Below are 12,627 nucleotides of genomic sequence, written 5' to 3' on the forward strand. Positions count from 1 at the left end.
GCAGCGTCCTCGCAGGACGCTGTGCCCCCGACCCCGACGACCCGTCTTCACCAGGCGGCGTGCGCACCGGAATTGACCGCTCCGAGGCGGTGCGCGCGAAATGAGTGTCGTCTTGAGCATCCTTCTCGGAGCCCTGGTGGTCCTGGTGATCACCGCGGCCACGGGCTACTTCGTCGCCCAGGAGTTCGGCTACATGGCCGTGGACCGCTCCCGGCTGAGAGCCCGGGCCGCCCAGGGTGACTCCGGTGCCCAGCGTGCCCTGGGGATCACCGGCCGCACCTCGTTCATGCTCTCCGGAGCCCAGCTCGGCATCACCGTCACCGGCCTGCTCGTCGGCTACGTCGCCGTGCCCCTCATCGGCTCGGGAATCGGCCAGCTGCTGGGCGGCGTGGGCGTACCGACCGGCGTCGGCATCGCCACCGGCGCGGTGCTGGCCCTGCTGTTCTCCACGGTCGTGCAGATGGTGTTCGGTGAGCTGTTCCCGAAGAACCTCGCCATCGCCCGGCCCGAGCCCATCGCCCGCAGGCTCGCGCTGTCGACCGGGGTCTACCTGCGGCTGTTCGGGTGGATCATCCGGCTGTTCGACCAGGCCGCGGTCCTGCTGCTCAGGGCGGTGCGCATCGAGCCCGTCGAGGACGTCCAGCACGCCGCCACCCCCCGCGACCTGGAACACATCGTCAGGGAGTCGCGGGTCAGCGGTGACCTGCCCGCCGAGCTGTCGACGCTGCTGGACCGCACGCTGGACTTCCACGACCGCACCGCGGGCCATGCCATGATTCCCCGCCCCCAGGTGACCTCGGTCGAGGGGGGCGACCCGGTCAGCCGGGTCGTGGAGCTCATGGCGCTGGGCCACTCCCGCTTCCCCGTCCTCGGCGAGGACGTGGACGACATCCTCGGGGTGATCTGCCTGCGCGACGTCCTCGCACTGGGCGACCGCGACCTGGACCGCATCCCGGTGGCCAAGGTGTCGCGTCCCGCCGTGATGGTCCCCGCCTCGCTGCCGCTGCCCAGCGCACTGGACCGGCTGCGCGAGGCCGAGGACGAGTTCGCCTGCGTCGTCGACGAGTACGGCGGCCTGGCGGGGGTGCTGACCACCGAGGACATCGCGGAGGAGCTCGTCGGTGAGATCGCCGACGAGCACGACCCCGAAGAGGCGGGCGAGGTCCGCGCGGGTGAGGACGGCACCTGGGTGCTGCCCGGCGCGGTGCACGTGGACGAGGTCGAGCGGCTGCTCGGCCACGACCTGCCGCAGGGGGACTACGAGACCATCGGCGGCCTGATCATCAGCGAGCTGCGCCGCCTGCCCGAACCCGGGGACACGATGGAGGTGGAGCTGCCCCGCAACGCGGGCGCTCACGACGACGAGCCGACCCGGTCCATCACGCTCAGCGTGCGCAGCGTCGACCGGCACGTCCCGTCGACGGTCCGGCTGGAGCTGCACGAGGCGCCGGCGTCACGGGACTCCGACCACGATCTGGCCAACGGCCGGGAGGTGAACGCGTGAGCGATATTAACCCGTTCCTCGCTCTGCTCATCTCCGCGGGCATCGTGGCACTCAGCGCGTTCTTCGTCGCCATCGAGTTCGCGCTGGTGGCCGCGCGCCGCTACCGGCTGGAAGAGGCCGCCGAGACCAGCGTGTCGGCGCGGGCGGCGCTGCGCAGCGCCCGCGATCTGTCGCTGCTGCTGGCCGGGTCGCAGCTGGGCATCACGCTGTGCACGCTGGCGCTGGGTGCTATCACCAAGCCGGCCGTGCACCACCTGGTCGAGCCGCTGTTCGACTGGTGGATGCCCCACGCGGTCTCCACGGTGGTGTCGTTCACCCTGTCGCTGGTCGTGGTGACGTTCGTGCACCTGGTCGTGGGCGAGATGGCGCCGAAGTCCTGGGCTATCTCGCACCCGGAGCGGTCGGCGACCCTGCTGGCGGTCCCGATGCGGATCTTCATGTGGGTGACGCGGCCGGCTCTGGTGCTGCTCAACGGGATGGCCAACTGGTGCCTGCACCGGGTGGGTGTGTCGGCCGTGGACGAGGTGGCCGGCGGGCACAACCCCGACGACCTGCGGGAGCTGGTGGACCACTCGGCCAAGGCCGGCGCTCTGGACGAGGACCGCCGCGACCAGCTCGCCAGCGCGCTGGAGGTCAACTCCCGACCGCTGCGCGAGATCGTCACCCCCCGCGACGAGCTGGCCGGGGTCGCCCTCGGAGCCTCTCTGGAGGAGGTCAAGCGGGTCTCCCGGGAGTCGGGCCACCTGCGCCTGGTGGTGATGGACAACGGGTGCCCCATGGGGGTGCTGCACGTGCGCGACGCCCTGAACAGCCCGCCGGGGACGACGGCCGCCGACCTGATGCGGCCGGTACCCACGCTGGCGGCGACCACGCCGATCTACGCGGCGCTGAGCATCATGCGCGAGAGCCGCGGCCACCTGACCCTGGTGGAGGACGGCGGCCGACTGGTGGGACTGGTGACGTTGCAGGACATCTTGGACGAGCTGCTGCTCCTGGAATCGACAGCCTGACGCCCAGGAGGCGGCACACCCGCGGCACCGTGAGGTGGCCGGGCCCCCGGGGGCCCGGCCACCTCTGTGCGGGGAGCCCGGACGCTCCGGCACGCGGTGTCGCGCGGCGGCCACGGTGTACTCGCCGATGCGGCCCGAGGCGCCCCGACCCGCCACCGAACTCCTGAACTCCGGCGTTGACGAGCTCCCCTACACCGGTACCGGCCATGGCGGGCCTCCCCTGATACGGCGACCGCGTCCGCCGCCAACGTAGGTAAACGACCACCGTTTTCTTTGTGGGGTGTCCAGATCACTGCTGGCCCGGCCCCGCACACGCCAAAGGCCCCGGGCCGCCGTGCGGCGGCCCGGGGCCGGACAACACCCCTGACCCGCCGCTGGCGGCGGACGGTTCGGGGCGTGACGACTCGGTCGGTGTCGGCTCAGGCCGTCTTGGCCGTGAGGTTGACCTCGATGTTGCCGCGGGTCGCCTTGGAGTAGGGGCAGACCTGGTGGGCGGCGTCGACCAGCTTCTGGACCTCGGCCTGGGCCAGGCCCGGGATGGTGACGGTGAGGTCCACGCCCAGCCCGAAGCCGTCGTCGCCGCTGCCGAGGGACACGGCGGACTCGATGGTGGAGCCGTCGACGCTGACCTTGGCCTCGCGGGCGACCTTCTTCAGTGCGCCGTGGAAGCAGGCGGCGTAGCCGACGGCGAAGAGCTGCTCGGGGTTGGTTCCCGGGCCGTCGTCGCCACCCATCCCCTTGGGAACCGACAGCTCGACGTCGAGGCGGCCGTCGTCGGTGGAGCCCTGGCCCTTGCGGCCCTCGCCCTCGACGGTGGCGTGGGCGGTGTAGAGCACGTTCATTGGTGTCTCCTTGCGATTGGGCGGGTTATCGGGCGGCGCGCAGCGCGCCCGCGGCGTCGCCGACCGACTGGGTGATGCGATCGAGCAGGGTGCGCAGCTCCACGATGCGGTCCTCGGGGAGGTCCGTTGAGCACACGACGCGCTCGGGGATGTCCCGGGCCCGCTCGCGCAGCTGGGCGCCCTCGTCGGTGAGGCTGACGTGCACCAGGCGTTCATCGTCGCTGCCCCGGACCCGCCGCAGCAGTCCGCGGGCCTGCAGTCGGCGCAGGAGCGGCGACAGCGTGCCCGAGTCGAGCCGCAGGGCGGTGCCCAGGTCCTTCACCGAGATGGTGTCGTGCTCCCACAGCACCAGCATCACCAGGTACTGGGGGTAGGTCAGGTCCATCTCCGCGAGGAGTTCGCGGTAGAGCCCAGTCAGCGCACGCGACGCCGCGTAGATGGCGAAGCAGAGCTGGTTGTCCAGGGACAAGGGATCGGCCCCCGGGTGTTCGCGAGTTTCCGACATGCCGTGCGTGCACCTCCTCTCCTCGATCGTCATCGACGTTAGCACAATTAAGTTGTGCACAACCAGTTTCTTGCCAGAAAAATCTCCACCTTTACGGTGTAGATTCATACCGCGGGCGTAGCACGGGGAATGAATCAGCCCCTCTCATCCCCCCTGACGGGCTTGGGCGGCTCGCAGCTTCCCGGAGAGCTCCGTGAGGGTCCGCAGCTCCTCCGGCGTCAAGGCGGAGCCGAGATAGCGGGCGATCGCCGCCGCGTGCTCCCTGCCCACGCGCCGCACGACCGCACGGCCCCGGTCGGTCAGGCGGACCACCGTGCCGCGCCGGTCTTCGGGGTCCCCGCCGCGCGCGACCAGTCCGCTCCCCTCCATGCGCTCCACCAGGCGGCTGATGCTGGGCTGGGTGAGCAGCACGTGTTCACTGAGGTCGCGCAGCCGCGTCCCACCCGAGGGGCAGCGCGCCAGGGTGAAGAGCACGTCGTACTCGCGCATGGAGATCTCCCACCCTCGGAAATCCTCCTGGAGGCGCCGCATCAGCGCCAGGTGAGCGCGCGCCAGCGCCTCCCACGCCTCCTCGGCGAGTCTGTCCGTGGCCACGCGCCCTCCCCCTCGGTCCTGCACCGTCATGTTCCCATCAGCTTCGGGCCCCGGGGGCGCCCTCCAGGGGGCCGCTGCCGCCACCGCGTTCGCGCGAGATGAGCACACCTTGCGCGAACGTCCGCCCCGAACGCTACCCCCGCAATGTGACATCCCGGCATCGAGACGTCACCGAATGCCACGACCGAAATCCGCTACCGCCGTGCGGCTGGGGCCGACACGGGCGCCGAACCGACATGGCGTTCTCAGGAGGGAATGAAAACGGTTATCATTTGCTTTCGTAGGCGTGGCCATCGACATGCCCCGCGAGGCCGCGAACAGGAACCGGAACCGGAGGTGACACCCCCATGGCACGCAACGAACTGCGTCCCCCCGTCAAGCTGCGCTCCACCGCGGGCACCGGCTACACCTACGTGACCCGGAAGAACCGCCGCACCACGCCCAACCGGCTGGTGCTGCGCAAGTACGACCCCGTCGTCCGGCGCCACGTGGACTTCCGTGAAGAGCGCTGACTCGGCCCCACCGCATTCACCCGACCCCACCAGGAGCACACCCGCCATGAAGCCCGGCATCCACCCCGACTACCGCCCGGTCGTCTTCCGCGACCGCGCCGCGAACTTCGCCATTCTGACCCGCTCGACGGCGACCAGCGACGCCACCGTCGAGTGGGAGGACGGCGCCACCTACCCCGTCATCGACGTGGAGATCTCCAGCGCGAGCCACCCCTTCTACACCGGCAAGAGCCACGTCGTCGACACCGCCGGCCGCGTGGAACGCTTCCAGCGCCGCTACGGCACGGCGACGACGAAGTAGGGGCGCCGCGCGCACCCCGCCCGAGAACCGACACTCAACCCCGGAAGGCAGGACCCCATGGCCGTTCCCAAACGCAAGATGTCGCGCTCCAACACCCGCAAGCGCCGCTCCACCTGGACGGCGACAACACCCGACCTCGTCCCGATCACCCTCAACGGCCGCACCGCGCTGGTCCCCCACCGCCTGGTCCCCGCCTACCGCAGGGGCCTGCTGCGCCTGGACGGCTGACGACCAGCGCGAGGCCCGGGCGCCGAACACGCCGCCCGGGCCATGGTCGGGTCCCATAGCCCGCGAACCTCAGACCACGGCCAGGGCATGGTGGGCCCCTGCGGCGGCTCGGCCCGGATCCCGTCACCCGGCCGGACCCCACCACCGACGCCCACGATCGCCATTGTTCGACTTCAGATCACCTTCCACCGTTGCAGCAGGTGGAAGGCCCCCCAACCAGGCAGGACCGGGAACCAGAAGGTCAGGACTCGGAAGAGCAACACGGCCGGAAGGCCGATGGCCGCTGGCACACCGGCCACGGCGGTCAGGCCGCCCAGAAGCGCGGCCTCGACCGCGCCCAGGCCACCCGGGGTCGGGGCCGCCGAGCCGATGGCGTTGCCCGCCAGGAAGACCACCGTCACTGCGGCCAAGTCGGCGGAGCCGCCGAACGCGATCACCGAGAAGTGCAGGCACAGCACATAAGCCGCGGTGAGCAGTAGCGTGCCGCCGACCCCCATGGTCATCCGGCGCGGACTCTGCAGCAGGTCAAGGAGGTGCGGGAGCACACCGCGGAAGTAGGGCCGCACGCGCTCCTGCACGGCGCGGCGCAGGGCGGGAACCAGCAGGACCGCCGCGACCAGCACCGACAATGCGGCAGTGACGATGACCAGGGTGGAGGAAGGCGAGAAGTCGGCCACGTGGCTCGTTCCGGTCATGTAGGCCGCGACCAGCAGGATCGCCACGTGCAGGGCGACACCCACCGCCTGGGACAGCCCGATCCCGGAGATCGCCAGCCCCGCGGAGGCGCCCCGCTGGGTGGCGTAGCGGGTGTTGAGGGCGAGCGTCCCCAGCCCAGCGGGGGCGGCGATACGGATGAAGGCTCCGGCGTACTGCACCAGCACCGTCATCCAGAAGCGCAGGTTGACCGGAACGAACCCCATGATCACCAGGGCGGCCGAGAGCATGCACATCGTCGAGGCGACAAAGGCCGCGGCGGCCCAGCGCAGGTCGGCGCCTTGGATGGTGGAGAGGTCGACGTCGGCGAGCTGGTAGGCGAGGACGATACCGACGACGGTCGCCGCCGCGACGCTGACCACGGTCCGCGGGCGCATCCGCTCCAGTCGGGCGGGGCGCGCCGGAGCCTCGGGGGCGATCCCGGTGATCTGGGCGCGGAGTCGGCCCAAGAGGTCACTGTGCGAGGCCAGGCGGCGGCGCAGCCGCAGCGGCATCCCGGCGGGCTGCAGGAACGGAAGGGCCGCCGCGACCGTGTCGACGCCCAGGCCCCGCACAGCGGACCGCACAGCGCGCTCCTCCCCCACGCGCAGTGCCAGCACCGCCAGCAGGGCGGCCACGTCCAGTGACGCCTTGAGCCCGACCGCGGCGAGGCTTCCGCCGGTCATACCCGTGAAGACGACCCGGCCGCCGAGCCGCCAGCCCACGGTGGCGCCGTTGATGTTCCCGTGCACGATGCGGTGGCGGTGCAGGAGAGCGAGTTCGGCCCAGATGTCGTCGAGGACGCCGTCGGTCAACTCCTCGGTGGCGGCGTCGTCGAGGGATCGAGTGCGGACATGCTCTCGCACCACGGCGAGGGTGCCGCCGCCCAGTTCGCCGATGCCCAGGACCCGCGGTGTGGCGGCGCCAGCAGAGTGCGCGGCGAAGCTCATCAAGGCGGTGTGCTCGGCGCGGCGGCGCGGGCCGAGGAGGACGGGCGGGGCGGCGGGGTCGCGGAGCAGGATGATGCGGAAGAGGTGCCGCCAGTACCCGACGAAGTCGTCGGCGCGGATGAGGACGACGTCGAGTCGGCGGTCGACGGTGTCGACGGCGAACAGCTGGTTGCCGTCGGCGTCGGTGCCATCGGGGGTGAGCCCGAGGGGTTCGTGGCCGAAGCGGCGGAGTTCGCGGATGAGTCGGGCGGTGGCCGGGGTGGGGCGCGCCAACCCGATCGCGAAGCTCACGGCCGCCGCGCTGGTTCCGCCGACCACCGCGGTGAGGAGGAGCGCCAGTGAGGTGTTGAGTCCGGCCAGCAGGACGGCGGCGCCGGTGACGGCGATCCCCGACCACATGGCGGTGCGGACGCGGGGCAGGTGGCCGAGTGGGAGCGCGGCCACGTAGCCGATGGCGGCGGCGAGGTAGGCGTGGAGGGGGTTAGTGAACGCGCTGTAGGCGGCGGGCGCCGCGAGCGCTCCGGGCGGCCCGCCAGGGCCGGAAATCGTGAGGATCGCGGCGTTGACGGCGCCCGTGAGCGCGTAGCCGGTGGCGGCGGCGGTCAGGCCCCGGATGACCGGCCGGTACTCCTGGCGCAGGATCCGCTCGACGGAGGTGACCCCCGCCAGCACGATGACGACGAGGTTGGCGACGCCGGCGGTGACCGCCAGCAACCAGGACGGCAGGAGGGCGCGCAGCTCGCTGGGGTCGGTGACGTCCGCGTTGTCCGTGGTGAGGCCGACGATCAGCAGCACGAGGGCCATCACGAGCAGACCGACGAGGAAGAAGAGCAGGTCGCGGGGGCGCCGCTCGGTGGGGCGGGCACCGCGGTGTACCTGGCGCTGCCGCGGCGCCGCCCCGTTGGGCGACAGCGCCTCGCTGGAGGCGGCGCTCAGCGGGGCGTCCGGCGGGGGCGCGGAGGAGAACCGCGGTGCCGATCGTCTGCCCTGTTCGGGCTCTGGTTGCCGTACATTCACGGTTCCAGACTGCCCGACCGGCGACGGCTCCGGCGCCAGGCCCTCGGCGTGTCCGCAACGCCGCAGGTCGTGGGCTGGTGTCGGTGTCGGCACGGGAGGAATAGCGTCGGTCGGTGGTTCGTGCAGTAGAAGAGCACGCGCAGGCACGCGGGACCTGCGATCGCATTCGCCGCGCCGCGTTTTTTGCCAACCTCGATCACCCATATCCGAGTGGATTACATTCTCTTCCCAGCAAGGCGATCCGGGCTTTTCTTCGCGCGTCATTCCCCGGTTTCTTCCCGTGGCCACGGACGGGAGTGGCGGCCTCACCTACCTGTCCCGCAACGACTTCGACGAGGGCCGCGTCCACTTCTATGGCCACGAGCTCGAAGCTGCACACGAAGCGCCGCCCGCGGCGGAGCACATCACCTTCGTCCCCCCGATTTCCGGGCCTTCTTCGCCAACCTCCAACCGCGGTGGTCCCTGGGGAGGAACGGGTTCCTTCGTCGGCCCAGCGGGGAAACGGACGCGCGGACCGCCGTCGGCGGGGTCAGTGCCCCACGGGTTCGGGCACGCAGTAGGTGTCGGACTCGGGCAGGCCGTTCGGGCCCTCGATGAAGTACTGGTCAATGATGGACGCGACGCACGTGTTCGGCAGGATGCTGTGCTTGTACACGGCGTGGCCGCTGCCCCTGTAGGTGAGCAGGCGCGAGCCCGGCGGGCTCTGCTCAGCGACGTGGGATGCCCAGGCGTGCGGGGTGGCGACGTCGTGCGCCATGTTGACGAGGAGTATGGGCGGCGCGCCGGGGGCGTGGAAGTCGTGCTGCGGGTTGCGGGCGTTGTCGGGCTGGCCCGGCCAGCCCGTACACCGGGTGATCCACTCCCAGTTCCACGCGTTGGCGCGGGTGTGGGGCGCGGCGCGGTTCGAGATCCCCCACGCGCGGCGGAGGTCCCTGAGCGTGGCGACGCCGAAGTTCCAGTCGCCGCATATCAGCGCCGTGGAACGGGTCTCGGAAACCGCGTCGCCGAGCATGTCCTCCTCGACCGCGGCGGCGGACCTGTTCACGCGGTCGCGCGTGTCGGGCCTGTCGGCCGCGAGGCGACCCGTCGGGGGCACGGTTTCCAGTTGGGCGAGGAACTCGGCGGTGTCTGGGCGAGCGAGATCACCGCCCTGGAGCTGGCCGTGAACCGCGGTGAGCAGACTGTCGCGGCTGAAGGGGTCGCCGCCGAAACGGAGCCTGCCTTGTTCGGCCGCCCGGTAGAGCCGGTCGTAATAGGCGGGGATGCTGTCGCCGGCGGCCTTGGCGCGCAGCGTCGAGCAGGCGTCGTCGCGTTCGCACCAGCGGGCAAAGGCGAGGAAGGCGTCCTCCTCGGCGCGGGCCGAGCCGCGGATGTAGTCCTCAGGGGTGCCGCTGTGGTCGACGACGCTGTCGAGGACGAGGGTCCGCAAGCGCGTGGGGAACTGCTCGGCGTACATCTGTCCGATGAGGGTGCCGTAGGAGGCGCCGTAGAAGTTGAGGCGCGGTTCGCCGATGGCGTGCCGAACGGCGTCGAGGTCCTGGGCGATGGTCGCCGAGTCGACGTGGTCGGCCAGGCTGTCGGGCGATGCCGACCGGCAGCTTTCGGCGACGTGCTGGTTGAGCTGCGCGCGGTAGTCGAACCCGGCCTGGTCGACGGGGAGCATGGGCAGCTCGTCGCGTTGGATGAGCAGGTCTTCGTCGCACTGGACGAGGGCGTCGCGGGTGTCGACGCCGATGAGGTCAAAGCGGCTGCGGAGTTCGGGGGTGAAGCGCTCGTGGTCATCGCCGATGACCCACGAGGTACCGGATTCGGTGGGCCCGCCGGGGTTGACCATCAGCGCGCCGATACGGGCGGAGGGTTGGGTTGCGCTGCGCCGGGCCACGGGGAGGGCGATGGTCGGCCCGCGGGGGTGATCCCAATCCACGGGGACCTCGACCTCGCCGCACTCCACGCCCTTTGGCGGGGTCCCGGCTCCCTCGTCGGGGCAGGGCCCCCAGGTGATTGCGGCGATATCCGCGTGCGCGGAGGCGCCGAACGGGGAGAGGAAGATGGGAGCCAAAAGGGAGGCCAGTACGGCTCCTGCAACCGCAGCACATCGCTTCATGCGCGTACGATAATTGTTTCTCGACCAGGTCCGGTGCAAAGGACACGCGGCTGTGCGAACTAGGGCAGGCGCCCTCCGGTGTTTCCCCTCGTTCGGGCAGCGCCCGCGAGCACTTTCCGTGCTGGAGAAATTCCATTCGGCAGCGACCAGTTCCTACGGCTCTCACCCATACTCTGCGAAGCCGCCACCTTCCGCTATGGAGGGCCGGTCCGGCTAGCCGGACCGGCCCTCCTCGTGGTCGCGGCCCCGAGCGTGGGCACGGACGGTGGTCAGCCAGGTGACGACGCGGCTGATGTCGCTCGGGGTGAGGATGCCGACGACGCTCTCGCCGTCGAGGACAAGGGCGCGCTGGTCGGGACCGGACTCCATGCGGGTGAGCACCTCGGTCAGGGGCTCGTCGGGCGAGGTCGTGACGATCTCGTCGCGGGGCCGCATGATGTCGCCGAGCGTGGTCGTGGAGCGCGCGCCCACCGGGACGTTCCGGATCTGGTGGATGCACACCATCCCGAGCGGGAGCGTGCCGTCGCGGGTGACGGGGAAGGCCGAGTGCCGGTAGCGGAACAGCGGGCCGTCGAGGAACTCGGCGATGGTGGTCTCGGCCGGTGCGGTGACCGGATCGGGGGTCATGGCCTCGCGGACCGGGATCCCGGCCAGCACGCCGCGCATCTCGGCGTGGCGGCCCTCGGCGGTGGCGGCGCTGATGAGGAAGAAGCCGATGATGGCCAACCAGATCCCGCTGAGGGCGACGCCCTGGAGGAACAGGAAGAGCCCGAGCACCACCAGCGTCCAGCCGAAGGTGCGGCCTGCGGTCGACGCTCCGAGAGTGGCGCGGACCCGGTCGCCGGTGCGCCACCACAGGAAGGCCCGCAGGAGCCGGCCACCGTCGAGCGGCGCGGCGGGGATGACGTTGAAGATGGCCAGCAGGATGTTGATCGCGGCCAGCCACGCGGCCGCCTCCAAGACCAGGCCCGGGCCGATGACCCAGCCAATCGCCACCGCGACGACGCCGAACCCGAGGCCCACCAGAAAGCTGACCAGCGGTCCGACCCCGGAGATGCGCAGCTCCGCGGAGGGGCTGGCGGCCTCGTCCTGGAGGCGGGCGACGCCGCCGAGCAGCCACAGCGTGATGCCCTCGACCCGGACGCCGTTCCTCCGGGCGACGATGGCGTGGGCAAGCTCGTGCGCGAGCAGTGAGGCGAAGAACACGACCGCGGTGACCAGTCCGACGCTCCAGTAGAGCCACAGGGCGCGGTCGGGGTAGACGCCGGGCAGCCGCACCTGCGCCAGGCCGAACGCGATCAGGGCGAAAATGACCAGGACGCTCCAGTGGACGCCCACGCGTATCCCGGCCAGATGTCCCAGACGAAACGTCTCCTGCACGGCACCCGTCCTCTCCGGCGGCGCGACCGCCCGAGTGGGATCCTCCCCTGTGGCCGCTGCCCACCGCGTTGGCGGGGCGGCGGTGTCCTCCCATGCTATGGCGCCGAGGGGGCGCGTTCGGGGTACCGCCACGGTGCGGGAGGCACCCGCGGAGTCCCCGGGCCCAAAATTCTTCTTACCCGCCACCGAAGAACAGCGTGGAGTCCCTCTTTTCCCACGCGCCACCGCTCGCACAGGGCAGCCCCACACGAAGCGGTGTGAACACACCATTCACCAGCCAGAACGATATTTCGTTTTAAATTAAACAAACCGAAGAAAAGCGCAGCACCAGATCATCTATACGATGATTCCAAATCACTGCCTCCTACAGCCAAAGGAGGAAAGGAGATGCCGAGAACCCCCCTCAGAATGTTCCTTCTCGGAATTGCGATCGCGGGTCCCGCGCTCGCGTTGGGTGCCACTCCCGCGAGCGCCGCCGACGTGTCCGACGCGGCGATCGCTCCGAAGGGCAGCGCCTGCCGGACCCACAATCCTCCCGGCCCGGGCAAGGCGACGGCCTGCCGAACTTGGAACGCCCAGGGCGGCGGCTACTACAGCGGTAGCTGGACCTGGAGCGGTACGCACGGCGTCTACGTGCAGGGATGGTTCGATGGGAGGGTGATGACCCTTCCGGAATCGGGCTTCTACCACGGCGTGAAGAAGTTCCTCACCCGTGGGTGCAAGGGCTCGCGCTGCACTCGTTGGTCCTAGCGGCCCCGCGGCCGAACAGCAGCGACTCCGGGGCGCCGTGGGAGCGGCGCCCCGATCGGCTGGACACGGCCAGCGGCGAACCAGTTCCCCCGCACATGCCGCCGCAGGAGTGACGCGGGAGGCCGGGGGGACGGCGCGGTCGGCCACCGGATCGACGAGATGCGGGTTTCGGGTTTTTTCCACCGTCATTGGGCCGCCGTCGTGAACGCCTCGGCCCGCCGGACGACATGGTCGGCG

12 protein-coding genes are annotated in these 12,627 nt (G+C 70.8%); 6 read left to right on the forward strand and 6 right to left on the reverse strand.

What is annotated here, in order from left to right; translation table 11 throughout:
* Positions 1-100 precede the first annotated feature (100 nt).
* Positions 101-1,504 carry a hemolysin family protein gene (locus ABD259_RS12295; protein ID WP_344162378.1) on the forward strand — a complete coding sequence of 468 codons (1,404 nt, stop codon included), beginning with the start codon at positions 101-103 and terminating at the stop codon, positions 1,502-1,504.
* On the forward strand, positions 1,501-2,514 hold the full coding sequence (locus ABD259_RS12300; protein ID WP_344105871.1) for a hemolysin family protein: 1,014 nt from the start codon (positions 1,501-1,503) through the stop codon (positions 2,512-2,514). The genes ABD259_RS12295 and ABD259_RS12300 overlap by 4 nt, the downstream gene beginning before the upstream one ends.
* A 419-nt stretch (positions 2,515-2,933) precedes the next feature.
* On the opposite strand, the gene ABD259_RS12305 is transcribed toward ABD259_RS12300, so the two are convergent.
* The 3 genes from ABD259_RS12305 to ABD259_RS12315 all read right to left on the reverse strand — a co-directional run bounded on the left by ABD259_RS12305 (position 2,934) and on the right by ABD259_RS12315 (position 4,455).
* Positions 2,934-3,356 carry an organic hydroperoxide resistance protein gene (locus ABD259_RS12305; RefSeq protein WP_344162381.1) on the reverse strand — a complete coding sequence of 141 codons (423 nt, stop codon included), beginning with the start codon at positions 3,354-3,356 and terminating at the stop codon, positions 2,934-2,936.
* A gap of 25 nt (positions 3,357-3,381) precedes the next feature.
* The gene (locus ABD259_RS12310) at positions 3,382-3,861 is read right to left on the reverse strand and encodes a MarR family winged helix-turn-helix transcriptional regulator (RefSeq protein ID WP_344105875.1); all 480 of its coding nucleotides are present in this window, start codon (positions 3,859-3,861) and stop codon (positions 3,382-3,384) included.
* Between the two features lie 144 nt (positions 3,862-4,005).
* Positions 4,006-4,455, reverse strand: a complete 450-nt coding sequence (locus ABD259_RS12315) for a MarR family winged helix-turn-helix transcriptional regulator (RefSeq protein WP_344105877.1) — start codon at positions 4,453-4,455, stop codon at positions 4,006-4,008.
* Between the two features lie 347 nt (positions 4,456-4,802).
* Between ABD259_RS12315 and rpmG the strand changes: the two genes are divergently transcribed.
* The 3 genes from rpmG to rpmF are packed head-to-tail and all read left to right on the forward strand — an operon-like array spanning position 4,803 to position 5,496.
* The gene (gene rpmG, locus ABD259_RS12320; RefSeq protein WP_344105881.1) at positions 4,803-4,967 is read left to right on the forward strand and encodes a 50S ribosomal protein L33; all 165 of its coding nucleotides are present in this window, start codon (positions 4,803-4,805) and stop codon (positions 4,965-4,967) included.
* Between the two features lie 46 nt (positions 4,968-5,013).
* Entirely contained in the window at positions 5,014-5,268 is a 255-nt protein-coding gene (locus tag ABD259_RS12325) for a type B 50S ribosomal protein L31 (RefSeq protein WP_344105882.1), read from the forward strand.
* Between the two features lie 57 nt (positions 5,269-5,325).
* On the forward strand, positions 5,326-5,496 hold the full coding sequence (gene rpmF, locus ABD259_RS12330) for a 50S ribosomal protein L32 (protein ID WP_344105884.1): 171 nt from the start codon (positions 5,326-5,328) through the stop codon (positions 5,494-5,496).
* 173 nt (positions 5,497-5,669) lie between these two features.
* Here the strand turns inward: rpmF and ABD259_RS12335 are convergent, their stop codons facing one another.
* The 3 genes from ABD259_RS12335 to ABD259_RS12345 all read right to left on the reverse strand — a co-directional run bounded on the left by ABD259_RS12335 (position 5,670) and on the right by ABD259_RS12345 (position 11,640).
* Positions 5,670-8,156: a lysylphosphatidylglycerol synthase domain-containing protein gene (locus ABD259_RS12335; RefSeq protein WP_344162384.1), complete on the reverse strand. Its 2,487-nt coding sequence runs from the start codon at positions 8,154-8,156 to the stop codon at positions 5,670-5,672.
* A gap of 529 nt (positions 8,157-8,685) precedes the next feature.
* Positions 8,686-10,260, reverse strand: coding sequence for an alpha/beta hydrolase (locus ABD259_RS12340; RefSeq protein ID WP_344162387.1), 1,575 nt, complete (start codon positions 10,258-10,260; stop codon positions 8,686-8,688).
* Positions 10,261-10,473: 213 nt separating this feature from the next.
* Complete coding sequence (locus ABD259_RS12345; protein ID WP_344162389.1) at positions 10,474-11,640, reverse strand: site-2 protease family protein; 1,167 nt, start codon at positions 11,638-11,640, stop codon at positions 10,474-10,476.
* 387 nt (positions 11,641-12,027) lie between these two features.
* Between ABD259_RS12345 and ABD259_RS12350 the strand changes: the two genes are divergently transcribed.
* Positions 12,028-12,390: a hypothetical protein gene (locus tag ABD259_RS12350; protein ID WP_344162390.1), complete on the forward strand. Its 363-nt coding sequence runs from the start codon at positions 12,028-12,030 to the stop codon at positions 12,388-12,390.
* Positions 12,391-12,627 lie beyond the last annotated feature (237 nt).

This window comes from Nocardiopsis rhodophaea, assembly GCF_039530945.1.
Lineage (GTDB): Bacteria > Actinomycetota > Actinomycetes > Streptosporangiales > Streptosporangiaceae > Nocardiopsis_C > Nocardiopsis_C rhodophaea.

Coding starts and splice junctions, on each gene's coding strand:
- ABD259_RS12295 (WP_344162378.1), top strand. CDS start 101: ATGAGTGTCGTCTTGAGCATCCTTCTCGGAGCCCTGGTGGTCCTGGTG.
- ABD259_RS12305 (WP_344162381.1), bottom strand. CDS start 3,356: ATGAACGTGCTCTACACCGCCCACGCCACCGTCGAGGGCGAGGGCCGC.
- ABD259_RS12310 (WP_344105875.1), bottom strand. CDS start 3,861: ATGTCGGAAACTCGCGAACACCCGGGGGCCGATCCCTTGTCCCTGGAC.
- rpmG (WP_344105881.1), top strand. CDS start 4,803: ATGGCACGCAACGAACTGCGTCCCCCCGTCAAGCTGCGCTCCACCGCG.
- ABD259_RS12325 (WP_344105882.1), top strand. CDS start 5,014: ATGAAGCCCGGCATCCACCCCGACTACCGCCCGGTCGTCTTCCGCGAC.
- rpmF (WP_344105884.1), top strand. CDS start 5,326: ATGGCCGTTCCCAAACGCAAGATGTCGCGCTCCAACACCCGCAAGCGC.
- ABD259_RS12340 (WP_344162387.1), bottom strand. CDS start 10,260: ATGAAGCGATGTGCTGCGGTTGCAGGAGCCGTACTGGCCTCCCTTTTG.
- ABD259_RS12350 (WP_344162390.1), top strand. CDS start 12,028: ATGCCGAGAACCCCCCTCAGAATGTTCCTTCTCGGAATTGCGATCGCG.